The sequence below is a fragment of the Streptacidiphilus albus JL83 genome, assembly GCF_000744705.1.
In the GTDB taxonomy this organism is placed as follows: Bacteria; Actinomycetota; Actinomycetes; order Streptomycetales; family Streptomycetaceae; genus Streptacidiphilus; species Streptacidiphilus albus.
Genome location: NZ_JQML01000001.1, coordinates 3,009,536 through 3,034,420, shown reverse-complemented (window position 1 = coordinate 3,034,420; position 24,885 = coordinate 3,009,536). Strand labels below are relative to the sequence as shown.

The following is a 24,885-nucleotide window of genomic DNA, read 5'->3' as shown; positions in this document are numbered from 1 at the left end:
CGGGGCTCACTGTTTCCGGTGACCGGAGAAGCGCCGGCGGTGCTGTGCCGGCGGTGCTGTGTGGGGGTGCTTCGTGGGGGTGCTGCGTGGGGTGTGCCGACGGTGGTCGGGCCGTCGGCACACCCGCCGGTGCTACTTGCTGTTCCAGGTGATGGAGAACGAGTTGCCGGAGAACGCGGAGGTCGTGGCCTCAAGGGTGCCCGAGGACGTGGCCATGTTGATCCCGGCCGGGCTGAGGGAGCTCAGCGAGGAGCCGTCCACCGTGTTGTTGTTGAAGGTGACCTTGCCGAAGTTGGCCAGCGGGAGCACCTCGTTGGAGTACGGGGCCTCGGCGATGACCTCGGCGGAGGAGCGGGCGAGGCCGCTCTCGGTCTTGGTGGTCGTCTTGGTCCAGCCCTCGGTGGAGTCCACCAGGGTGAGGGTGTACTTGTTGGACGCCTCGGTGACCGTCTCGGTGATCACGTCACCGGCCTTGACGGTGTTGGAGTAGGTGACCGGGTCGGCCGGGTACATCTCGATCCAGGCCGAGTACTCCGCGGTCCGGCCGGCACAGTCGGCCTCGGTGCCGGTCTGCTCGACGGAGTCGGAGCTGTAGCCGTCGAGTCCGACCCAGAAGGCCGAGTACTGGTCGCCCGAGGTACAGGTGACCTTGGGCTGGGTGAAGGTGGTGCTCACGCTCGTGTAGGTCGATCCGGTCGCCGCGTAGCCGGCCCAGTTGGTGCTGGTGGCGTTGGCGTGGCGGACACCGCCGCCGTGCGAGATGAAGAACGGGACCGAGCTGCCGCTGCCCCCGACCGCGTGCATGGGGGCCTGGATCATCGGCGCGGCAATGGGGGCGGCGGCCGTGGCGACGACGGCCATCGGGGCGGTGGTCGCCAGCGCGGTGAGAGCGGCGAGGACTATGGAACGACGGGGGGACATGGGTCTCCTGCGTGTCTAGGTGTGCCCGGACAAGGACGCGAGTGGATCGGTCTGCGCCGTACGCGAGGGAGTGCCGCGGCCGAGGACGGGGCGGCGGCTTGGATGGCATGTCTATGACAAGATCATCGACGTGGAGTCACCACGGTCGGTGGTGTCTTGGCGTATGAACGTAGCGAAGGAACGACTGGTGGAGCAAGAGGACGTATGGACCTCTCAGTGTTCTGCCAGGAAGCGCCTACCTGGCGAGGTCGGTGGAGCCGGACCGGGGTCGGCGGAGCGGTCGGCGGGCGCCGGGGCGGCTGCGGTGGTCCTAGGCACCCTGCTGTTTCTCCATCGCACCCCCCTTTCTGCACCATTGCTGACGGTGGGTCAGACATATCGTCGGTGGGCCAACTGTTACTGCGGGATTCCAGCGTCGCAGTGCCTCGGCATCCTGGGCCTCGGTCCCGTCCGGCGTCGGATCCCCTGGCTGTCGGGCAGCGCTGCCGGGACAGCCGCGCTGCCCGGGAACGGAGAAGTGGCGGTCCGGCGATCGGCCGCCCCCTGGCCGCCATGCCGGATGCTGTCCTGGAGAACGGGAAGGCGAGCGGTTCGGGCAGCGGTGCACCCCGGCGGTGGGGGCGGCGCCTGATCACCGAGCCCGCGCCGGCCCGGTCGACTGCCGCCCCTGCGTCACGGAGCCGCCCGATGCGGTTCCAGTCGGACAGCACCGGACTGCCGCCTACTCGGAAGGCGGCAGTCCGGTGGCTGGAGCGGTCACGCCTGCACGGGCCTGACCAGCGAGGACGACGGCTGAATCGCGGGCGCGCGGGCGGGCGATTCGGGGTGCCCCCAGCAGGAGCCGACGGCCAGGGCTGGTCGACCATCGGGGCCGGCGGGCTGCGAGGGCACCTTCATCCTTCATGCGGCCAAGGTCCTTCCCCGGACACGTGCCGACTGAGTCGAGGCGCCACAGCCGCACGAGATGCGAGACTGTCGCACTTCTGGTGGCTGTGGTCGCCGTGAGCGTGGTGGTCGCCGCCTTGGGCACGGACATGGGGGACGGTGTTCTCCACAGCCACTTGGGCCCGAGATACAGCCAACTGATGCCTACTGAACTTTCTCTAGGCGCTTGACAGTACTTCGGGCAATGGGAGTCGCGTTCCGGCGAGGAATCCGATGAGGAGGGTGGCGTTCTTCTTGATCGTGGACAGGGCGGCATCGTCGGCGTCGGCGAGTTCCTGAATCGAACGGAAGGCCCGGTTGGCGATCCTGTCCTTGACGATCTTCCAGAGGAGCTCGACCGGGTTCAGCTCTGGTGCGTACGGGGGCAGCGGGACGACCTTGAGCCAGGGCTGCTGGCGGGTCCAGTCGCGGACCAGGTGGCTGGTGTGGCTGGAGTAGTTGTCCCAGATCAGTGTGACGGGGCCGTCGAGGCGGGCGTGGAGCATGGTGAGCAGGAGCGGGAAGTCGTCCTTGGTGTAGCCGTCGCCTGTCTTCGCCCAGGCGTACAGCCGCGGTGGTTCGCCGGCGCGGTAGGCCAGGAACGCCGTCATGTTGTCACGGCCACGACGCGATCCGTTGAGCTGGATCACCGGGGTCTGGCCCCGCTTGCCCCAGGTGCGGCCGACGACGCTGGTCAGCGCGGTGCCGGACTCGTCCTGGAAGACGATCCACCGGTGTTGATCTATCGCTTCGCCGGATGGGACACCGCAGGCCACGTCTGGGTGCGCCATGCGGTAATCGCCTCCTCGTCCCGCCGCGTCGCACGAACCACGGGAACCTGCCACGACCATCCGAGGCGGTCCAGCAAGTACCACACCCCCGGCACCGAGAACCTCACTCCGTAATGCTCATCGATCACCCGGGCGACCCGCGCCAGCGTCCACCGCTGGTCCTCCCAGCCGAACTCCTGCGCCCCACGCCTCAACTGCACCAGCAGTTCCGCCTCCTGGGCGGCGCTCAGGTACGAACGCGCCGAGGGCCGCGCCATCAACCCCTGCGCACCATCCGCCTCCCACGCCGCATGCCACAGCGACACCGCCTGACGCGTGACCCCCAGCAACCTCGCCACTTCCGCCTGCCGCACGCCCTGTTCGAACAGACCCGCAGCCACCAACCGCCGCTTCTCACGCTCGGCGACCGAACTAGGACGCCCTGTAATTGCACTCATATCATTGACATACCACGAGCTGACGTAGTGTCAAGACCTGCACTAAAGATCAGTACTTGAAGGGATTTTCACCCCTAGTTCCACCCTCCCGACCGAGGGGCAGCCCAGCCGGTCGGATTCCGGGCTGCTCCTGCAAGACTTTCAAATGTATTTAGGTACGACGCCAGAAGTCCAAGATCCCACGAGACTCCACGGCGCGGACCCTGCAGATCCCCGGAATCGACGAGATCCCGTCGAGAAGATGCTTCTCGACGGGATCTCGTAAGGCATTCCCGAGCGAACCCTGGAGCGGCTCTGGCGGTCGGCACTGGGGATGACGTCCGCACAACAGATGGCATGGGCGGCTCGCCGGTCGGTCTGCTTTGTGTCTGCTGACGGTTGCCGTGCTTACAGGGTGGTGTTGGGGGTTATGAGTTGGTGTAGAGGGCGGTGACCTGGGTGGCGGTCAGGGCGGCGGGGTAGGTGCGGACGTCGGAGACGGATCCGGCGAATGGTTGGTAAGTGCCGGTTGTTCCGACGTTGCTGATGGCACCGATAGTCAGTGCTCCAGCTTGGTTGTACTGGGGGGTGGTGTTGGTGGCGGTGGCTTTGGCGACGCCGTTGACGTAGAGGGTCATGGTGCCGGTGGATGCCGCGTAGGTTGCGGTGAGGTGGGTCCAGACGCCCGCGGTTGCGGGGGCTTCGGCGGTGGGGAAGGCGGAGCTGGTGGTGTCAGTGGTGGTGGTGACGTAGGTCCAGCCGCCGTCGGTGGCGTTGTAGCCGAGGTAGAAGGCCTGGTGGTTGACGGTTCCCTGGCCCAGGGCTGTCTGTGTGCCGGTCAGGGCGTTGACTTTGAGCCAGGCGCTGATGGTGTAGCTGCCGGTGGTGTTGACGGCGGGGGCGGTGGTGCGGATGACGCCGTCGGTTCCGTTGAAGACTGCGGCGGTGTTGGCGGTGCCGTTGTGGTTGGGGCCCCAGGTCACGCTGCTGGTTGCGGTGGAGGGGTTGGTGCCGGCGGTGTCGTTGGTGTTGCCGGCCAGGAGCCATTGGTCGGCGCCGGGGTAGTAGGTGGCTGAGGCCCACAGCACGGCGCCGTCGGCGGAGTAGACGACGGTGTTGCCGTCGGGCTGGATCAGCATGGTGTCAGCGCTGTTGCCGCTGGTGAGGGTGGACCACAGGGCTGCGGTCTGGGTGGCGGCGTCGGCGGCGTTGGGGTAGGCGACGAGGTTGCCGTCGCTCTGCAGGGTCAGGACGGCGCCGGGGTTGGTGGGGGTGCCGACGCTGTACGTCGGGGTGCCGGCGGTGGTGATGGTGAATTGGCCCTGGTTGAAGGCGGTGACGGTGGCGCCCTGGGTCCAGGTGCTGCCGCTGGGGTAGGTGCTGGCATCGGAGGGGAACACCAGGGAGCCGGTGTTCCCGGTGGCGGCGGCGACCTGGCTGGGGGTCAGGTACTGGTTCCAGGTCTGGATCTGGGAGACCTGGCCGTCAAAGTAGTCGCTGGAGGCGCCCTGATACCGGTAGGCGCCGACGGTCAGTGCCCCGCGGAACAGGCTGGTGGCGACGGGGGTGTGGGTGGCGGTGGCGACGTCGACGCCGTTGACGTACAGGGCCATCTTCTTGTCGGTGCTGTTGTAGGTGGCGGTCAGGTGGGTCCAGGCACCGACGATGATCGGTGCGCCGTAGGCGCAGTCGTAGTCCCAAGAGGTGTTGTCGGCGGTGCCCAGGCAGAAGTGCCACTTACCGGTGTCGAGGTCCGGGTAGATGAGCAGGCCGGAGGACTGGGTGCCGATCTGGGAGAGGATGGCTCCGCCGGCGGCGTTGGGCTTGGCCCACAGCGAGACGCTGAAGCTGCTGCTGAGGTTGATGGCGGGGCCGGTGGTGGTCAGCGAGGAGCTGGTGGCGGTGGTGCCGGTGTTCATGGCCACGTCGGGGCTGAACAGGTCGCCGTTGTTCCAGGTGGGTGCGGTGCTGCCGGCGACGGTGCCGGCGCTGCCGCTGAGCGGCAGGCCGCCGGTGGCGTCGGCCGCGGCGCCGGTGGTGACCGGGTTGACGGCGGTGGTGCTCGACTGGTCGTCGAGGTCCCACTGGTGGGCGATGGGGGCCAGGGTGTCGGTGCCGGGGGTGGAGGTGAAGCCTGTGCCGGCGGTGTTGAGCATGTAGGCGGTGACGGTGCCGGTGCTGCCGGTGGTCCACAGGTCGGGGGTGCCGGTGCCGGTGATGTCGGCGGCCTGCAGGGTCAGGTTGTCGCCGGTGTTCCAGCCGGACGCGGCGATCTGCGTCTGGGTGTAGCTGAAGGGGTCGGTGGTGCCGGTTGCGTTCGTGTTGTAGGCGAGGTTGGTCCACAGGTACAGCGCGCCGGTGGTCTTGTCCCACAGGTACATCGCGGTGGTCCAGGTGCCGCCGCTCTGGGCGATCTGGGTGGAGGTGATGGTCCAGTTGTTCCAGTCGGCGTCGCCGGCCGGGGTCGGCAGCGCGTTGCCTGCGGTGTTGGGCAGGGGTGTGGTGTTCCCGACGGTGCCGTTGTAGGTGCCCAGGGTGGCGGCGCCCTGGTAGAGGTTGAGGCTGTAGCCGTTGGTGGCGTCGCCGGAGATGCCGATCAGGTCGGGGTCGACGGAGGTGTTGGCGGTGTAGTCGCCGGTGACGTTGTCGGCGTTGACGAGTTGGATGGGGTTGTCGCCGTTGGCGTCGGCCATGGAGCCGCTGGAGATGTTCTGGGCGCTGGTGGGGTCCAGGGCGGATCCGTCGCCGTTGCCCTGGAGGATCTCGCCGGTGCCCGTGGCGGGGTAGTAGGCCAGGACGTCCTGGAACGGGTTGCGGGTGAACAGGCCGCTGATGACGATGGTGTTGTTGAAGTCGGAGGGTTGGCCCTTGCCGTTGGGGGCGGTGGTTTCGATGCCGCTGCCGTACATGCCCAGGTCGGTGGCGTCGGCGTTGATGTGTCCGTCGCCGGTGTGGCCGGGGCCGGCTTGGCCGCTGGCCAGCCACAGGCCAGCGGGCAGGGTTTTCTGGTTGCCGGTCTCCAGCAGGTCGGGGACTCCGCCGCCGGTCAGGTCGCCGGGCGCGGCGTTGGTGGCGGGCTCGGCGGAGTTGAAGATGCAGTTGGTGGTGTCGCCGTAGTTGGCGCCGGCAGACAGGCTGGAGACGGTGAGCGTGTTGGTGAACCGGGTGGGCGTGATGGTGATGTTTCCGCTGCTGGCGCCCAGGGCCTGGGGTGCGCCGCCGTTGAGCTGGTAGACGTAGCTGGAGGGCGTGACCGTGCCGGTGCCGGTGCTAGGGGCGACGGTGAGTGTCATCCTGCTGCCCACGCTGCCGACGGTCGGGACGGGGGCGCCGCTGGCGGCAGCTGCGCCGCAGGTGTTGCCGTTGGGAAGGGTGACGGTGGGCTGGCCCGGTCGTGTGGGGTCGAAGGTGAAGGAGCAGACGGTGGACCAGTTGCTGTAGGAGTGGTAGTCGTAGATCTGGACTTTCCAGTCGAACAGTGTGGCCTTGCCGTTGGCCGCAGTCTCAAGGGTGGTTTTGGAGATCTGCAGGGGGATGGTCTGCCCGGAGTCCGCGTACAGGTTGGTGGGGGTGCTGGAGGCGATGACCGCGCCGGTGTTGGCGTTGGTGACGCTGTAGGTGGCGCCCAGGGTTCCGCCGTCGGGGTCGCTGACCTTGGTGTAGAGGGTGACCGGGGCGTCGCCGACGGGCGGGCCTCCGGTGCACGCGGTAGTCGGACTGGTGCTCATGCTCGCGCTGGTGGGCGTGTTGGGGGCGTGGTCGTAGGTGGTGTCGTAGGTGATGGTGTTGGCGAACTCCTTCCAGCCGTAGGGGTCGGACTCGTTGCTGGCTACCAGCCCGAAGGTCAGGGTGGACAGGGGCTTGGTGGGCGAGGCGGCCAGGGTCATGGCGCTGGAGATGTCGTAGCCGACCGGGCCGGCGGGGCACGAGGAGCTGTATCCCTCGGCGACGGTCTGGGTCGCGCCGACCTGCTTGCCCATGGTCGGCGGGTTGTTCCATGTCGTCGCGGAGGAGATCGCCGAGGTGGACAAGAGCTGCACGCCGGTGGCGGTGCAGGAGGGGGACCACTCCTCGGTGAAGTTCAGTTTGGAGGAGATGATGTTGGCGCCGACGATCTTCGAGGGGATCGACAGCTGGACGAAGGACCGCGCGGTGAACGTCGGGGACTCCCAGTTCTGGTCGCCGACCCGCAGCAGGTCCGAGGACTTCCAGTAGCTCGCGGTGTTGTAGTACGAGTTGGTCTGCGTCCAGGCCTGCAGGGGTGTGGCCGCGCTCGGCGCGATGAAGTTGGGGTCGATGTAGGCCGGAAACACCATGGACGGCGAGGTCAGCAGCGCGCGGTCGGGCACGAGGTACAGCTTCCCGCCGTGCTCGCGGGCAGCGACGGGAGCGATGTGCGCGCCCTCGCCCGGAGACTTGGCGGAGGAGGCCACCGGGAGGCCGCTGACGGCGTTGACCGTTGTCTTCATCAGCGGGTCACGGACCGTACGCACCTTCGCCTGGGCGGCGGTCGGCTTGGCGGAGTCCCACATCCGGGGGGCCGGCGCGGTGAACACCGCGACTCCGGCCTTCGTCCTCGCGGTGAGGTTGCCCGCCGCGTCGGTCGACACCGCGAGCCCGCGCGTGGTCGTGGTGAGCGCCAGGTCCTGCACGGCGGGGTTGGCCGCCGCCGCGGCGTTCTCCACGACCAGGACCTCGTCGAACCCGCCCTGGTCGTCAGCGGTGATCTGAAGGTTCGTCGAGGGAAGGACATTGGTGTACGTGGCCGTGCTGCCCGACAGGGTCGGGGCCGGCAGCGGGTCGGGGAAGGACACCGCCAGGCTCTGCCCGCCGCTCGACATCGTGGCCAGCGGCCCGCTGCCACCGCCGGACAGGACAAGCGAACTGGTGGTCACCTGCGGGCTGACCGTCCCGTCCGCGTTCTGGACCAGCGTGTCGTTCAGGCCGGTCCACGCGCCGTTCACCAGCTTGCGAACCGGCGCCACGGACTGACTGAGAGTCAGGGAGCCGTCGGGTGAGGCGGTCAGGGTGCTGGAGGGTGTCGTCGCGCCGGTGGCCTGGACGCTCTGGCCGCTCGCCGCAGCCTGCTGCAGGGCCTGCTGCACCCCCACCGACGCGGAAGAGGAGGCCGGGTTGGAGGTCGCGTCGGCGGGGGACGCCGCCTGGGCAACCGACGGAAAGACAGCGACGCTTGTTGCTAGCAGGCCTACCGTCGCAAGGACACCGGCTGCCCGTCGGGACAGGCGCGCACGCGCGCGCAGGGGAGGGGTGTGCATGGAGGATCTCTCTCTGCCAGGGATCACTCGCCCCCGAGCATCCGTCACCGTAGGCGCTGTGCTGAGAAGTTCCTGTGGATGTGATCGAGATCACCAGTCGCAAACGAACCAAGAATGGACAATGATCACCTTTCCTTGCGTTCGTTACCCCGCTGTTACCCCGCGGGTGGGGTTACCCGTGTGATCGTTACCCTCGCCGGTCATGCCTGTGAGACACCCATGGCATCTGACTTGCTTTCATGTCGATTTCCTAAGGTGGGGGCAAGAGCGATGGCACGGTTGCGGATCGGCAGTACGGGCGAGAGGGCGTTGTTCGTCAGACCGCGCACGGTGCGTACTGCAGCCGTTGCTCTGATAGCGGCGTTCGCGGTAATGACCAGCACGGCGATGAGCCAGGCCGCCCTCCCGAATGTCGCTTCCGCCCCACTGGCCGGAGCGCCCCAACTCGCAGTCACTCCATCAGTAAAGAACGTGGTGGCGGTACCCGCGAAGCCGGTGTCTGCGGCCCACTCGGGCCCCGCCTACCGGGCCACGGCCACTACCTGGCCCGAGGCATCTACCACCCGGCTCGCACTGGGGAAGTCGGCTGCTGCCGGCAGTACGTCGACTGCATCGGGTGTGAAGTCCGCTGCCGACGTTGCGACTTCAGGCCCGGTTACGGTCACGCCTGTCTCACCCAAGAGCGGTACCTACCACGGGCCGGGCAGTGTCCAGGTTTCCGTGCAGGGACGGCAGGCGGCGGCGAAGGCCGGAGTGAGCGGGGTCCTGTTCACCGTCACCCCTGTGGGAAGCGGGCAGGGGACTGCGAATGTCCGCCTCAACTACTCCTCTTTCGCGCAGGCATACGGCGCCGGATTCGGCGCCCGCCTCGCCCTGGTCGAGCTTCCCGCCTGCGCACTGACAACACCTCAGCTCGCGGCCTGCCGCACACGCCGGCCGCTGCAGGGAGCCAACGACGCCAGGACGCAGACCCTGAGCGTGCAACTCGCCCTGCAGGGAGCCGCGGCCGGCACGACCTCCGCCGTTTCGGACGCAGCGCACACTGCGTCGCAGCCGATGACCGGCGCCATGGTACTGGCGGCCGTGTCCTCCCCGGCGGACGGTGGTGGCCCGGCAGGCACGTTCGGCTCTACGACGCTGAGCGCATCCGGGTCCTGGAGCAGTGGGGACTCCTCCGGGGGATTCTCGTACGACTATCCGGTGACGGCCCCGCCGTCCGGGTCCTCGCTGGCGCCCAAGCTGGATCTGTCCTACGACTCGGGGTCGGTGGACGGCGAGACCGCCGCCACGCAGAACCAGGCAGGGTGGGCCGGTGACGGGTGGAGCACCCCGCAGTCCTACGTGGAGGAGACGTTCGTCTCCTGCTCGGACTCCCCGGAGGGCACGGCCTCACCGACCTCCACCGGCGACCAGTGCTATGCGGGACCGGTACTGACGCTGTCACTTGATGGTTCGACGACGCAGCTGATCCGGGTCGGATCGGGCAACACCTGGAAGGTCGCCAACGACGACGGCGACATCGTCACCCATGTGACCGGTGCGAACAACGGCGACGGCACCTACGACACCGATTACTGGACGGTCACTGACCGTGCGGGCGACACCTACGACTTCGGCCTGAACGAGCTCCCCGGCTGGACGACGGGCAAGCCGACCACGCACTCGGTGGACACCGTCCCGGTCTACTCCGCCCACCCCACCGATCCCTGCTACAGCTCCTCCGGGTTCACCTCCTCTGTGTGCACCATGGGTTACCGCTACAACCTGGACTACGTGAAGAGCGTCCACGGCCAGGCCATGGCGTACTACTACGACCAGGACACCAACTACTACGGTCAGGACAACGGTGCCAAGAACGGTGCCAATAGTGCCGCCTACGTGCGCGACTCCTACCTGGACCACATCGACTACGGCTTCACCGACGGCAACGCCTACGGCACGGTCGCCGACAAGGTCGTGTTCACCACCGGCGACCGCTGCATGGGCACCACCGCGGCCTGCGACCCGCTGAGCTCCGGCACCGAGGCCAACTGGCCCGACGTGCCCTTCGACCTGGTCTGCGCCAAGGGCGCGACCTGCACCAGCGAAAGCCCGGCGTTCTTCTCCACGGTGCGCCTGGCCAAGATCACCACCGAGCAGTGGAACACCACCCTGGCCACGCCCGGCTACAGCACCATCGACACCTACACCCTCAACGAGTCGATGCCGACCACCGCGGACGGCTACGCCAACCTGTGGCTGGGCTCGATCACGCGCCAGGCGTCCGACCCGCGCGCGGGGGGTTCCCAGACGGCGGTCCCGCCACAGACGGTTTCGTTCGGCCAGATCGACATGCCCAACCGGGTTGGCACGTCCACCGACGGGCTGCCCGACCTGTACCGGTACCGCATAGCGACCGTCACCACCGCGACCGGGTCGGCCACCGACGTCAACTACGAGCTGACGAACCCGTGCACCGCTCCTGTCACGATCACACCCTCGAGCAACACCTCATCGTGCTTCCCGGTGTACTGGACCCCGCAGAACACCTCCACTCCGCTGCTGGACTGGTTCAACAAGTACGCCGTCGGCAGCGTCACCCAGTCCGACCCCACCGGCGGCGCGGCCACCGTGGTCACCTCCTACAAGTACGCGGGGGCGGCCTGGCACTACGACGACAACGAGGTCGTGCAGGCCAAGTACCGCACCTACGGCCAGTGGCGCGGATACCACGACGTCCAGGCATACGGCGGCAACGGCGTCAGCGACGCGCAGACCGAGTCCGAGACCGTCTACTACCAGGGCATGTCGGACGACAACAACACCACGGCCGTCACCCTCACTGACTCCCAGCACGGCACGCACGACGACACCGACCAACTGTCCGGCAGCGCCCTGGAACAGACCACCTACCTGGGCGCCGGGGGACCGATCGACCACTCCACGATCACCTCCTACTGGGTGTCACCGGCCACCGCGTCACGTACGCGCACCGGGCTGCCCGCCCTGACCGCGAACCTGGTCGCGCCCGTCGAGGTGTGGTCCCGGCAGGCCCTGACCGACGGCGGCAGCACCACGTGGCGCATCCACGAGACCGACTCCAGCTACGACGCCACCACCACCGACACCGACTTCGGACTGCCTACCCTCACCTACTCCCACACCGTCCCGGCCAACACGGCCTACGACAGCTGCACCACCACCAGCTACGCGCCCGCCAACACCACGGCGAACCTGGTCGGCCTGGTCGACGGCTCCGAGACCGACTCGGTGGCCTGCGGCGGGTTCACCGAGGCCGCCAACAGCAGCGCCCCGCAGAGCGTCAACACCCTCACAGCGCCGGCCTCCGTCACCCCGGCCCAGGTAGTGACCGCCAGCCGCACCTACTACGACGACCCCACGGACGCCGCCAACCCGGCCTCCTGGCCGACCCTGGCCTTCCCCCAGGCCAGTGCGCCGACCCTGGGCGACGCCTCGATCGTGCAGAAGGCGTCGGGCGGCAGCGGATCCACCATGACCTGGACCACCACCAGCGCCCAGGTCTACGACAGCGCCGGTCGGACCACCGCGAGCTACAACTCAGTGGGCGCCAAGACGACCACCGCCTACAGCACCGACTCCGTCGGACTGGTCGTCGGCACCACCGACACCAACGCGCTCACCCAGTCCTCCTCCACCACGCTCGACCCCGCCCGCAACCTCACACTGACGACCAAGGACCTGAACGGCGTCACCACCACCACCCAGTACGACCCCCTGGGGCGGCCCACCGGTGTGTGGAACTACTCGCGGGCGACCACCCTGCCGGCGAACACCACCTACACCTACACCGTCTCCAACAGCGCCATCACCGCCGTCACCACGGACACCCTCAACGACGCGTCGGGGTACGTGGTGTCCACGGTGCTGTACGACGCGATGATGCGACCGCGGCAGACCCAGACCTCCACCCCGCAGGGCGGGCGCATGGTCACCGACATCTTCTACGACTCCCGCGGCTGGAAGTCCGCCACCTACAACGGCTGGTGGGACTCGGCCACCGGCCCGAACACCACCCTGGTATCAGCCGCTAGCCTCAAGGACGACGTCCCCAGCGAGGACTACTACACCTACGACGGCCTGGGCCGCGTCGTGGTCGACCAGTCCGAGAACGACGGCGCGGTGGTCTCGGCGACCACCACCGTCTACAACGGCGACCGCACCACCGTCATCCCGCCCAAGGGCGGCACCCCCAAGGCCACGCTGACCGACCCGCTCGGCCGCACCATCGAACTCGACTCCTACACCACCGCCCCCACGGTGAGCACCCCCGCCAACACCTTCACCGGCCTGTGGTCGGTCAGCAGCGGCACGACCCAGGCGATCACCTACGGCTACGACAGCCGCGGCAACCAGGACAGCACCACCTCCGGCGGCCAGACCTGGTCCACCACGACCAACATCCTCGGCCAGGTCGTCGCCAAGACCGACCCCACCGCCGGCTCGAGCACCATGGCCTACGATGCGGCCGGACAACTGGCCTCCACCACCGACGCGCTGAACAACACCATCAGCTACACCTACGACGCCCTGGGGCGTCAGACCGCGAGCTACGACGCCACGGTCGCGAACCAGTCCGCGAGCAACGAGCTCACCGCGAACAGCTATGACGGCAACGGCATCACGGGCATCACCGACGCCGTCGGACAGCTGACCACCCAGACGTCCTACAGCGGCGGACTCGCCTACATCGTGCAGGCAAAGGGCTTCAACATCTTCGGCGAATCCACGGGCGAGAGCGTCACCGTGCCGGCAAGCACTGCGGTCGGAGCCCTGGCAGGGACGTACACCTTCCAGAACTACTACAGCTCCGAGATCGGCCTGCCCCTCAAGACCGTCTACGCCGCCGCCGGCGGGCTGCCGGCTGAGACCGTCGCCTCCAGCTACACCGGAGCACTCGACCTGCCCTCCGGAATCGGCGGCACCAACACCTACGCCAACACCACCAGCTACGACGCCTACGGCCGCATCCAGCAGGAGACCCTCGGTTCGGGCACCAGCGAAGCCTTCCTGACCGACACCTACGACCCGCACACCAGCGCCCTGACCGACCAGCTCGTCACCCGCACCACCGCCACCCCCGCCGACGTCGACGAGCAGCACTACACCTACGACCTCTCGGGCAACATCACCTCCCAGGTCTCCACCCGCCTGGGAGCGACCACCGCCACCGAGACCCAGTGCTACCAGTACGACGGCCTCGACCGCCTCAACCAGGCCTGGACCGCCACCGACTCCTGCGCCGCCACCCCCACCGTCGGCAGCTCCAGCACTGTCGGCGACCAACTCGCGGGAGGCACCGCCTACTGGTCCGGCTGGACCTTCGACGCGTTGGGCAACCGGCAGACCGAGACCGACTACTCCACCACCGGCGGCACCGCCACCCAAACGGGCTACGCCTACGCCAACGCAGCCCAGCCCGACACCCTCACCTCCACCAGCACCACCGGCGCCAGCACCTCCAACAGCAGCTACGCCTACGACGCTGACGGCAACACCATCACCCGCACCACCCCCGCAGCCGGCACCCAGACCCTGACCTGGAACGACGCCGGTCAGCTAACCCAGATCAGCGGCGGCACCGCCGGCACCACCAACTACGTGTATGGCCCCGACGGATCGGTCCTGCTCCAGGAGGACCCCGGCACCACCACCCTCTACCTCCCCGGTGAGCAGCTCGCCCTCAACACCGGCACCGGAACCGGAGCCGGTACCATCAGCGGCATCCGGACCTACGCCATGCCCGGCGGCGGGATCGCCGAGCGCACCGGCAGCACCGCCAGCGGCTCCACCAGCACGTACACCTTCCAGGTCACGGACCTGCACGGCACCAGCGGCCTGATGCTCGACTCCACCGCCCAGAACCCCACCTGGCGCCAGTTCACGCCCTACGGTGCCACCCGCGGCGCGACCGTCGCCTGGACTGACAACCACGGCTTCCTCAACGCCCCCAACAACACCGACACCGGACTGACCGTCCTGGGCGCCCGCCAGTACGACCCCGTCACCGGACGCTTCATCAGCCTCGACCCCCTCTTCGAAGCCACCGACAGCCAACAGCTCAACGGCTACACCTACAGCGGCGACGACCCCATCAACATGTCCGACCCCACCGGACTGTGCGGCAACGGCGTCTTCGCCGACGGCTGCCAAAACGGCAGCGACTACGGCGGCGACCCGGCGCCTCCCGGCGGCGGGGCCCCTGACGACAACGGCAGCGGCGTCGACAGCAGCGCACCCGGCGGCGACCCCAGCCTCGCCAACAACGGCACCCAGCCCTACGACAGCGACCCCACCGCCCCAGGCTGGTCCAGCCGCCACAGGAGCTACTTCAAGAACGCCACACAAGCAACGGACTGGGCCAACTACTGGGCCAACCAGAACGCCAAACGGGTACTCGCCAACAACCAACTCGCCACGGAAGCAGCACAAGCCAACGCTGCATCAGCAACCCCCTGGTACCGAAGCGCATGGAATGACGCCTCCAGTGCATGGAGCGCCGCAGAACCGTGGCTTGAGCAATCACCCGAGATGCTCATGCATGGCTCGGAGATCGTCATGGGTGGACTCCTTATGGCGGTCGGAATAGCTGGCGATGTTGCGGCGGGCGCAGCAACGGTCATCAGTGTTGGCACGCTCGGTGAAGTGACTGTCCCCGCAGCCCTTGTCGCCACCGCAGGTATCACTTCAGGCGGAGGCATGGCTGGCTATGGCATCCATGGGCTCGACAGTGATGTGAATACGGCGATGTCAGAGGGATCTGATACGTCGGCAAGTTCTGGATCGACAGGCGGTGCGAATGCCTGGCATGAAGGTACTTTTGCTTCCCCGGAAGATAGTCTCGAATATCACTTCGGCAAGCACGGTGCGCCGATGGGGGTCACGCCTGAACAGTATTTGCTAGATTCAACGGACTGGGCCGAAGGTCTGACGCAGCCGGGAGGGAAGGCGGGCTTGAATGCGAAGAGAATGCCTTTCGGTGATGGCCAATATGGCATAAAGTTCTCAAGTCCCAATGGGGGAATGGGGGGGATTATTGGCCCAGATGGAAGGGTTGTCTCCTTCTGGTATTCGTCTGCTCATTAGGGAATGGGGATTGTAAGTGGAGCTAGGCTTTATGGATGCCTACACTTTGTGGCGCTGCCTGCCGTTCCCTCCAAGTGGGGCGTGTAAGGACCTGGTTTTGGCGCACAGTGATCTGGTGGAGGCTGACGAGTACGTTACGACGGTAATTAGATTTGTGGAGCGTGGGATCCATAAGCCGGCGCCTGTAGACGTACTTGCATTGCTCCAAGGTGTCCTGCATCTAACTGATCGACTCAGTTGTGAAGCTTCGGATGCCGATCAGGCGGTCGCCCGTTTGCAGCATGCGTATGCTGCGCTGCTAGGCTTGGTTTATCGGCATTTTCTTGAGATGGCCTCGTAGTTTGGGGTCAGGGGGTTGCAGGTTCAAATCCTGTCATCCCGAATCGGATGCTAGTCTTTAGTCACAGCTTAGGGGTCGTATCTGATTCATCAGATACGACCCCTAAGGCATTTCGGGTCCGTTCGGGCTGGGGCTGATGTGGGAGTCCTCTGTTTCCGGAGTGCTGCCAAAGTCAATCGTGGTCGATAGGCCATTATCTGATCGGGTCGAGGTTCCGAGATTCGGGGTTTGCATCTCATGGGGGTTGCTGTCCTGCTGGCAGGGATTTATCGTCGGTGCTTGGAGCTCGTACTGATCTTTAACTAGCCGCTTAACCTCGATTGTTCAGTGGCCTGATCGTGGGGTTCGGCTCGGCTGTGTGCCCGGTTTGTCCTCGGCCGTTCGAGGCGGGTCCGTCGCGTGACGCCGCGGTGTGCGCCGGGTTCCACGGCCCGGTGGCCTGCTGGTCTGCTCCTTCCTGCTGCTCGTCGTTGTGGTGGCCGGCCCTCAGGTGAGGGCCGGTAGCTCGGTGGCTCGCTGCCAGGCGGTGGTGAACGCGTGCCCCCAGGGCCATGACCGGTCCAGGTGGAGGACACGGCGGCGGGCGTGGGCGGTGAGGCGGGCCGGGAGGTGGTAGAGCTTCGTGCGGATCGTGGCCGGTTCAGCCTTGGCCAGTTCGGGGGCGTCGTGCAGCAGCAGGAGCCGCGTCCAGGCGTCGAGGTCGGCCGCGATGGTCGCGGCCAGCACCCAGGCCGCGTTGACCTGCCAGGATTTCGAAGGCAGCAGGCCGAGGCCGACCTGAAGTTCCCCCTCTGAAGTTCCCCCTCTGAGCTGGACAGGTTGATACTGGGACGTATGGTCCCGGAGGAAGCAGTCCAAAGCAGTGAGTAGTAAGAGCAACATGAGCAAGCGGTACTCGGCCGAGTTCAAGCGGGATGCGGTCTCGCTGGCGTGTTCGCCAGGTCGGAATGTGACCGAGGTCGCGCGGGAGCTGGGGATCAGTTCCGAGGGCCTGCGGGGCTGGGTCAGGCAGGCCCGGATCGACAGCGGCCAGGGGCCGGCCGGGGCGGCGACCACTGACGAGAAGGCTGAGCTGGCCCGGGTGAAGCGGGAGCTGGCCGAGGTGAAGAAGGCGAACGCGATCTTGCTAAAAGCGGCGGCCTTCGTGTGTCCTGAACGGAAAGGGGCTGCCGGTGTAGGCCGGTAGCAACTCGATGATGCTGCACAGATGATGAGGGTTTGGCCCCTCGGAGTCGCCCCCGCGGAGGGAGGCTTCAAACCGCCTCCTGCTGCGTTGGCTGAAGACCGTCGTGGTGAGCGTCGGAGGAAAAGGCGTCCTTGAGAGGGCGTCAGGTGGGGATCGGGAAGGCGAGCGCGAGCGAACCACTGCTGATGCGTCGAAATGCTTGGACGACATCGAAACCGGGGCTTGAAGGCTCCCCGGGATGAGCCTGGCGGGTGTCCGTATTCCTGGCCAGGCGGTGTCCGGCGTGAAGGTGGCGCGAGCCCGGTCTGCGGGATCTGTGCGGAACAGGAGAAGGCGCACGGCCGCCTCGGGCGTGCGCCGGCGGACCGGCTCGTAGTAGCGGCGAAGCCCCTGTAATGGGGGTGGAGCGAAGGGGCCGGGTCGTTCGTGGCTTGTTCATTCGATCAACCGGACGTTCTCCGGGAGGAATTGGCGTGGATGAGTTGAAAGCACCGGTCAAGCCGTTCGGTATTCCGAAGCTGCTGGTGATGGAGGCTTGGGAGAAGGTCAGGGCGAACAAGGGCGCGCCGGGCGTGGACGCGGTGGCCATCGAGGCGTTCGAGGAGGACCTGCGGGGAAACCTGTACCGGATCTGGAATCGGATGTCCTCGGGCTGCTACTTCCCGCCGCCGGTGCGCATGGTGGAGATCCCGAAGCCGCAGGGCGGCATCAGGGTTCTCGGCGTGCCAACCGTGGGAGACCGGGTCGCGCAGACTGTGGTGGCGATGGTGCTGGAGAAGAGGGTCGAGCCGATCTTCCATCCGGACTCCTACGGCTACCGTCCGGGGCGCGGGGCGATCGACGCGGTGGGCAGGTGCCGGGAGCGGTGCTGGAAGTACGACTGGGTGATCGATCTCGACATCAAGGCGTTCTTCGACTCGGTGCCGTGGGACCTGGTGCTCAAGGCGGTGGGCTCGGTCTGCGAGCTGCCCTGGGTGCTGCTGTACGTCAAGCGGTGGCTCGCCGCCCCGCTGCAACGCGCGGACGGTGCGCTGATCGAGCGCACCACGGGCACCCCGCAGGGTTCGGCGGTCTCCCCGGTCCTGGCGAACCTGTTCATGCACTACGCGTTCGACACATGGCTGGACCGGAGCTTTCCGGGCATCGGCTTCGAACGTTATGCCGACGACGCGGTCATCCACTGCCGCAGTCTCGCCCAGGCGAGAGCGGTGCTGGCCGCGCTGGAGGCGCGCATGGACTCGGTCGGCCTTCAACTGCACCCCGACAAGACGCAGATCGTCTACTGCCGGGACGCGAACCGCAAGGGCTCCTTCGAGCACACGCGGTTCACCTTCCTGGGCTACGACTTTCGCGAGCGCACCGCGGACGGGCGAAACGGGCTGTTCCGGAGTTTCTCTCCGGCGGTCTCGGACAAGGCCCTGAAGCGGATGGGCGAGGTGGTGCGTTCCTGGCGCCTGCACCGGTGGGTGCAGGGCGAGGTCCGAGACCTCGCCGACTGGATCAACCCGGTCGTGCGGGGATGGATGCAGTACTACGGGGCCTTCAACAGGTCGGTCCTGTTTCCCCTCCTGAAACGGATCAATGCCTACTTGGTCCGGTGGTTGCGCGGGAAATACCGCAGGCTGCGGCGGAGCTGGGCAGCGACTTTCCGTGCGTGGTGGTCCGGGGTGGATCTGCATCCCCGATTCTTCGCGCACTGGGTCTGGATGTCCAAGCCTGCCCGGGTCTGGTGACCAGGACGACAAGAGCCGTATGACAGGAGACTGTCACGTACGGATCTGTGGGAGCCCGGGGGCGAAATTCCCCCGGGCCACCCGACTTCGCGAAGGAGCTGGTGGAGTAGGCACTGTGTGCCGCTTCATCGACGCGGAGAAGGCCACCGAGGACAACCCCGACGGCTACAGCGTCTCCCTGCTGTGTCGGACTTTGGGACTGCCGCGCTCGACCTACTACGCCCACTGTGCCGCTGCCCCCGTCCGTCAGGTCCGTGACCGGGACCAGGAGCGGCTGCTGGGTGAGATCCGGGTGCTGCACGCGGGATCGCGCGGTGCCTACGGGGTGCCGCGCGTCCATGCCGCGCTGAGCCGGGCGGGGAGGGCGGTCAATCGCAAGCGGGTCGAGCGGCTGATGCGGGAGAACGGCATCGAGGGCGTGACCCGACGCCGTCGGCGCGGGCTGACCCGGCAGGCGAAGCGGGCGGTGTTCGCCGCCGACCTGATCGGACGGGACTTCACCGCTCCGCGTCCGGGGATGCGGCTGGTCGGCGATATGACTGAACTGGTCACCGAGGAAGGGAAGTTGTACCTGGCGACGTGCATCGACCTGGGTACCCGCGAGATGCTCGGATGGGCGATGGCCGACCACCACCGCGCCGAGCTTCCGGTGGCAGCGCTGCAGATGGCCGCGGGCCGCGGAAGTCTGGAGTCGGGCTGCATCATGCACACCGACCGGGGCAGCGAGTACACCAGTGCCGAATTCCGGTCGGCGATACAGGAGTTGGATCTCCGGCAGAGTATGGGACGAGTCGGCTCGTGTTACGATAACGCCGCGGCGGAGAGTTGGTTTGCCCTGCTAAAGGCCGAAATCGGCACCACAGTATGGGCCACCCGGGCACAGGCCCGAGCCGACGTCTTCCGCTTCATCGAAGGACCCTGTTGCCCAATTGATCTCACGCGGCGAGGTCGAGGGCTGCGAGGTGGGAAGTGCGCGTCGGTGCGAGTGGAGTTCCGTTCCACCAAGCGTCGAGTCGAATCAGGTTGATGGCGGCGGCCATGAAGATGTGGGCCAGGCGTGTCTTCGGCAGGCTGGCGTAGCGGGTGCGGCGGGCTCCGGTGGTAGCAACGGCCTGATGGATGGTGCCCTCGACTCCGGCGCGGGCGGCGTAGCGGGCTCTCCACTCGTCGGTGTCCTGCTCGGCCCGGACGCGTTCGAGGAGGATGTCTTGGTCCTGGGGGCGGACAGTGAGTTGCCGACCGTATCGGGTTGAGCGGGTGCACTGATCGCGCACCGGGCAGGGCGCGCACGTCTGGGTGGCGAAGCGGATCCGGACTGCGAGGCGGCCGCTGTGGTCGTAACCCTCAGTCCAGTACCTGCTGTTGGCCCCGCTCGGACATGTCGCCTGCCGGGCATCCCAGTCGATACTGAAGGACGTCTTGCCGTAGCCGGCGGCCTGGACGGCCTGGCGGGTGCTGTTGGGCCTGACCGGACCGACAACTTCGACACCGCGTTCCACCGGCGACGTCAACAGCAGTTCGGCGGAGATGTAACCGGAGTCCAGGAGGTGCTCGGACGGTAGCAAGCCCTTGTCGCCAAGGCGATCGTGGATCTGCCCGACGACCGCCGCGTCGTGGACTGTGGCATCGGTGGTGACGACGTGGGTGATCACGTGCGGACGCCCGACCTCAGCAGGGTCGTCGCAGGTCTCGCTGAAGTGGACCTTGTAACCGTCCCAGCCGGATCCGCGCTTGACGGCATAGCGGGAATCCACATCGTAGGGCGAGGTGACCCTGACTCTGCTGGGCGGGCAGTCCTCCTTGCCCCGCCATGCCACCTCCTCGATCCCGTCAGTCACGGTGCGGCTGAACTGCTGCATCCACACCGTCCGCAGGACGGCGACAGCGGGGACCTCCCGCAGCCAGCCCGGCGCTGCAGGTGTGAAGACTGCCTTGAGCAGCCGGTATCCGTCAATGGCGATCTGCCGCGCCAACTCGTCCCTCTCGTCCTGCGCGCCGGGCAACCGATAGGCGTCCACCCGCGCGCGATAGCGCTGCTGCCAGGACGGGTCCATCCACGTCCGCAGCCATGCCGGGGCGGCGACCGCGATCGCCTCCAGGGTCGCTCGGAGCGTCTCTCCGACAAACTCAAGACGGTTCAAGTCCCGTACTGCGGACAGGACATGTGTGGAGTCGGTGCGCTGCCGCCCCCCGGGGGCGACCAATCCCAGCTCCACCAATCGCCGCAACAGAAGGTCCAGGACCGTCTCCTCCATCCCGCGCGCCAAGAGGCGGTCGCGGAACCCAGTCAGCACGGTGAAGTCGAACCCTGGGTCCGACAGCTCGCTGCCCAACAGGTACTTCCAGTCGATCCTTGCCCGCGCCGCATGCGCGGCTTGGCGGTCGGTCAGGTTCTCGGCGAACTGCAGGACGCAGACCAGGGCCAGCTGCCCCGGCGAGATACCGGGACGGCCCCGGACTCCAAAGGCGGACCTGAACACCTCGTCGGCGAACAGTGGGCCAAGCTCGTCCCGGACCCGCATGGCCAGGCAGCCCTTGGGGAAAGCGGCGATAGCCACCTGCCGTGTCACCTGCGGAACCTCTGCCCCTGACCCCAGCCCCATCGACACCACGCCACCCCGTCCTGCGGCCGAACGATGCGCCACAACTGGATCAGACCGCCAACCGCAGTCTCACGGCCCAGGTCGCCCCCAGCGGGCAGATCGCCTCAGGTTCACCCAATTGGGCAACAGGGTCATCGAAGTCGAGTACAACCGCACCAGGCTCCGCAAGCACCCCGAGTTCGGGTACCTCACCCCACTCGAAACCCGAGCCAGACTGCAGCACGACTTCACCCCCGCAGCGTAAACACCCGCTGTCCAAGATCAGGGGGGAACTTCAATCGACGGCTCCACCGATTTCATGTATGGCCGCCTCTGGGCGTGGGACATCGCCACAGGCGAGCTAGCGTGGGGACTCCGCACTGGGTACAGCGGCACCCTCACGGCCCTGACCACGGTACCGCTACGCGACGGGCGTCAGGTCCTGGCCACCGCGGGCGGCGGCGGCGTGGTGCGGCTCTTCGACCCAGAGGGCCCCACACAGGTCGGGGAGTGGTTGCACGGCAACGGCGCCGACGTAGTAGGGGCCTCCACTGTGCGCCTCCGTCACAATCGCACCGCACTGGTTACGGTCGGCAGCGACCGCACGGTACGGGCCTGGGACCCCACGACCGGCACGCCCGTCGGGGCACCGATGTCCGCCCGCAACAGCGGCGTGCGCGCGCTCACCAGCCTCCAAACCGCCGACGGGCGAGCCTTCGTGGCGGGCGGCGGCGAGGACGGTACCGTCCAGCTCTGGGATCCCGAATCAGCTGGCCATATCGACGACCCGCTGGCCGGTCCCATTGACCAGCTGGCCTCGTTACCTGCCCGGCCGGGTGCCATGCGGCAGAGTAGGTCGCTCCTCGCATCCATCAACATGGACAACACTCTCCAACTGTGGGAGGCCTCCAGCGGACTGCCCATGGCTCAGCCGCTTGAGGGCTCAGCCGGTCGACCGGTCACCGTGCCGATGCCCGATGGCCCGAGCCTGCTCGCGCTGGGAGACGGGAAGTGCCCCATCCGGTTGTGGGACCCGGAATCCCACCGGGTCGTACGCACCATGCGGAGCCGGAATCCTTTCCGGCGGATGCATCTGATCGACTATCCGACGGCCGTGGCCACGCTGCCATGGGGCTTCCCCCCGAGTGGTGAACATCGGTTTTGTGGGGTTATGCGGTGAGTGTCAGGCTACCTGACTGGAGTTCGTGCTGACGCTCGTACTCGACTGGGCTGAGTTGCCCGTTTGCCCGGTGGCGCCGCCAGGTGTTGTACCGGTTGATCCAGTAGAAGACCTGGCTGCGGCAGGCGGCGGCTCCCGGCCAGCGCCGGGCACCCTTGAGGATCTCCCGCTTCAGGGAGGCGTGGAACGATTCGCAGGCGGCGTTGTCGGCGCTGGTGCCGACCGCGCCCATGGACTGGGTGACGCCCAACTTGCCGCACAGGTCGGCATACTGGCGGCTGCTGTACTGGGCTCCGTGGTCGGAGTGGAAGATCGCGTCGTCCAGGCCGCCGCGGGTGGACGCGGCCATCGCGAGGGCGTCGGCGACCAGGTCCGTGCGCATGTGGTCGGCGATCGACCAGCCGATCACTCTCCTGCTGAAGCAGTCCAGCACCGTTGCCAGATAAAGGAATTCGCCGTCCCCGACCGGCAGGTAGGTGATGTCGCCCATCAGCTTGGTTCCTGGCAGATCGGCGTTGAAGTCCCGGTTGAACAGGTCCGCCACCGGCGTCGCCGAGGGGTCGGGCACCGTGGTGCGGACCTTTTTGCGCAGGTGGGTGCCGACGATGCTGAACTTGCTCATCACGCGCGCCACCTTCTTCTCGTTGACGAGCAGGCCGCGGGACCGCAGCTCGGCGGTGACGCGCGGTGAGCCGTAGGCGTGGTCGGAGTCGCTGTGTATCCTGCGGATCTCGGAGGCGAGCGCAGAGTCCGCCTCGGCTCGGGCCAGGCGGGCCGGCGCGGTCCGGCGCCACTTGTAGTACGTCGAGGCCGACAGTTCCATCGCCTCCAGCAGCCGCTTGGCCTCGAAGGCCTCTCGGTGGTCCTCAACAAACTGGAAGCGGTGCGTCACCAGTTCGTCTCTGCGCAAAAATACTTCGTCGCCCTCCTCAGGATGTCCCGCTCGACGCCGAGGGTGTCCTTGTCCTTGCGCAGCGTGCCGTTCTCCGCGCGCAGGGCCGCGTTCTCCGCCTCCAGCCGTGCGATCCGCTCCTCGGGCGTGTTCGCAGCCGCGGCGACAGGCGGCACGATGCCGTCGGGGCCCGGGGCGGCACCCTCGGCCCGCACCCACTGCCGCACCGTCTCCGCGTGGACCCCCAGATCCCACCCGACCTGCGCATACGTGAGCCTGGGGTCGGAGCGGTACAGCCCCACCGCGTCAGCCCGGAACTCCGCCGAATAGTGCCTGTGCACCATGAGTGCCATCTCTTCCTCTGGATCCACGAGATCCAGTGTCCGCGATGTTCACCTATTGGGGGGAATGCCCGTCTGCTTGAAGCTGATGTGGGACACGGGCAGGCCCGCGCTGCGGGCTGTGTCGGCGACCAGGTGGTGGACGGCCTGGTAGACGCAGAGCATGGCCCACAGTTCCTGCTCGACCATGGCGGGGCTGTTGGAGCGCAGGGTGGCGGTACGTCCGCCGCGCTGTTCGATCTTGATGTGCTTGAAGATCGTTTCGCTGGTCCAGCGGGCCGCGTAGAGCTCGGCCAGTTCGCCGGCCGGAGCCTGCTCCGGGTTGAGCAGGGTGGTGATCAGACAGAACAGTTCCGAGGTCGTCTCGGTGTCGCCGTCGGGATTCTCGGTGGTCGTGGTCACCGTGTACTCGACCACCCTCACCGGCATCCGCTGGTTCTTGCGCGGGCCCTGCAGGTAGCTGAGGTAGGTGCCGTCGGGCAGGACCTCGACCAGCGGCAGGGTGAAGGATTCCGAGACGCGCCACAGGAGTTGGGCCCCGGTGGCGGCGACGGCCCCGCACAGGTCCCAGGCCGGGAATCCGCGGTCGGCCATCAGCAGCATCCCCGGCTCCAGGTGGTGCAGCAGGCGTCTGGCCAGGGTTCGCTCGCCGACCGCGAAGGAGTCGAAGACCGCGCCGATGACCGACCTGGTACCGCATTCGACCAGCGCCAGCAGCCGCACCTGCGGAAACGGCCCCGGACCCGAGCCGTTGGACGAACGCGTGTACGCGGCGGAGTTCGCCTCACTGGCAGGCACGTCGAACAGCGACCCGTCCCACGAGGCCAGCCGTAGGCCGCGCCAGAACGCACCCGGCGTCGCGGGGGTGCCGCACGCGCCGGCGACCTGGCCGAACAGCAGCCGCAACGGGCCGGGCCCCACCCGCTTGCGCGCATTGGTCAGCGACCCCGTCCGCGCCGGCTGCCACCGCTCGCCCGCCCGCGGCCAGTGCTCCACCAGCTCGCGCAGCACCAACCCGTAGCCCTGCCCGGTGAACAGCCACATCGTCAGCACGAAATAGACCATCAGCGACGAGGGCAGGGACCTGGTCCGCTCCTCCCGCGCCCCCGCCTCATCGACGACGAGGTCGACCAGCTCGGGCGTGAAAGTACGCGACAGCAGGCCCATCCGGAGCCGCTCAGGGTAGGTCTCACCAACTA

13 protein-coding genes are annotated in these 24,885 nt (G+C 67.4%); 5 read left to right on the top strand and 8 right to left on the bottom strand.

Features of this window, described 5'->3' with window-relative positions; translation table 11 throughout:
• Nucleotides 1–132 precede the first annotated feature (132 nt).
• From BS75_RS13115 to BS75_RS13100, 4 genes are all read right to left on the bottom strand, one after another.
• On the bottom strand, nucleotides 133–921 hold the full coding sequence (locus BS75_RS13115; protein ID WP_034088341.1) for a G1 family glutamic endopeptidase: 789 nt from the start codon (nucleotides 919–921) through the stop codon (nucleotides 133–135).
• 1,103 nt (nucleotides 922–2,024) lie between these two features.
• Nucleotides 2,025–2,636 carry an IS630 family transposase gene (locus BS75_RS13110; protein ID WP_042437180.1) on the bottom strand — a complete coding sequence of 204 codons (612 nt, stop codon included), beginning with the start codon at nucleotides 2,634–2,636 and terminating at the stop codon, nucleotides 2,025–2,027.
• Nucleotides 2,588–3,073, bottom strand: a complete 486-nt coding sequence (locus BS75_RS43315; RefSeq protein WP_042437179.1) for a winged helix-turn-helix domain-containing protein — start codon at nucleotides 3,071–3,073, stop codon at nucleotides 2,588–2,590. The genes BS75_RS13110 and BS75_RS43315 overlap by 49 nt, the downstream gene beginning before the upstream one ends.
• A 407-nt stretch (nucleotides 3,074–3,480) precedes the next feature.
• The gene (locus tag BS75_RS13100) at nucleotides 3,481–8,163 is read right to left on the bottom strand and encodes a LamG-like jellyroll fold domain-containing protein (protein WP_152645661.1); all 4,683 of its coding nucleotides are present in this window, start codon (nucleotides 8,161–8,163) and stop codon (nucleotides 3,481–3,483) included.
• A gap of 1,365 nt (nucleotides 8,164–9,528) precedes the next feature.
• Between BS75_RS13100 and BS75_RS13095 the strand changes: the two genes are divergently transcribed.
• Nucleotides 9,529–15,432 (top strand): RHS repeat domain-containing protein, encoded by a 5,904-nt coding sequence (locus tag BS75_RS13095; protein WP_160312224.1) that lies wholly within the window; start codon nucleotides 9,529–9,531, stop codon nucleotides 15,430–15,432.
• Nucleotides 15,433–16,258: 826 nt separating this feature from the next.
• Here the strand turns inward: BS75_RS13095 and BS75_RS51455 are convergent.
• Nucleotides 16,259–16,654 carry a transposase gene (locus tag BS75_RS51455; RefSeq protein WP_156164252.1) on the bottom strand — a complete coding sequence of 132 codons (396 nt, stop codon included), beginning with the start codon at nucleotides 16,652–16,654 and terminating at the stop codon, nucleotides 16,259–16,261.
• On the opposite strand from BS75_RS51455, the gene BS75_RS13085 reads away from it, so the two are divergent.
• From BS75_RS13085 to BS75_RS13075, 3 genes are all read left to right on the top strand, one after another.
• Entirely contained in the window at nucleotides 16,653–16,958 is a 306-nt protein-coding gene (locus tag BS75_RS13085) for a transposase (protein WP_052069391.1), read from the top strand. The two genes, BS75_RS51455 and BS75_RS13085, sit on opposite strands and share 2 nt — an antisense overlap.
• A gap of 473 nt (nucleotides 16,959–17,431) precedes the next feature.
• Complete coding sequence (gene ltrA / locus BS75_RS13080) at nucleotides 17,432–18,691, top strand: group II intron reverse transcriptase/maturase (protein WP_034088338.1); 1,260 nt, start codon at nucleotides 17,432–17,434, stop codon at nucleotides 18,689–18,691.
• A gap of 115 nt (nucleotides 18,692–18,806) precedes the next feature.
• On the top strand, nucleotides 18,807–19,718 hold the full coding sequence (locus BS75_RS13075) for an IS3 family transposase (protein WP_034087471.1): 912 nt from the start codon (nucleotides 18,807–18,809) through the stop codon (nucleotides 19,716–19,718).
• On the opposite strand, the gene BS75_RS13070 is transcribed toward BS75_RS13075, so the two are convergent.
• Nucleotides 19,627–21,294 carry an IS1182 family transposase gene (locus BS75_RS13070; protein WP_034092494.1) on the bottom strand — a complete coding sequence of 556 codons (1,668 nt, stop codon included), beginning with the start codon at nucleotides 21,292–21,294 and terminating at the stop codon, nucleotides 19,627–19,629. The genes BS75_RS13075 and BS75_RS13070 overlap by 92 nt on opposite strands.
• Nucleotides 21,295–21,925: 631 nt before the next feature.
• Between BS75_RS13070 and BS75_RS49280 the strand changes: the two genes are divergently transcribed.
• Nucleotides 21,926–22,453, top strand: coding sequence for a WD40 repeat domain-containing protein (locus BS75_RS49280; RefSeq protein ID WP_197091936.1), 528 nt, complete (start codon nucleotides 21,926–21,928; stop codon nucleotides 22,451–22,453).
• Here BS75_RS49280 and BS75_RS13060 read toward each other — a convergent pair.
• Both BS75_RS13060 and BS75_RS13050 read right to left on the bottom strand, forming a co-directional pair.
• Nucleotides 22,443–23,689, bottom strand: a protein-coding gene (locus BS75_RS13060; RefSeq protein WP_152646220.1) for an IS3 family transposase whose coding sequence is annotated in 2 segments (ribosomal slippage) — nucleotides 22,443–23,362 and nucleotides 23,362–23,689 — 1,248 coding nt in all. Because the reading frame shifts where the segments join, the coding sequence is not laid out codon by codon here. The two genes, BS75_RS49280 and BS75_RS13060, sit on opposite strands and share 11 nt — an antisense overlap.
• A gap of 48 nt (nucleotides 23,690–23,737) precedes the next feature.
• Nucleotides 23,738–24,853 (bottom strand): IS4 family transposase, encoded by a 1,116-nt coding sequence (locus BS75_RS13050; protein WP_052069390.1) that lies wholly within the window; start codon nucleotides 24,851–24,853, stop codon nucleotides 23,738–23,740.
• Nucleotides 24,854–24,885: the final 32 nt, after the last annotated feature.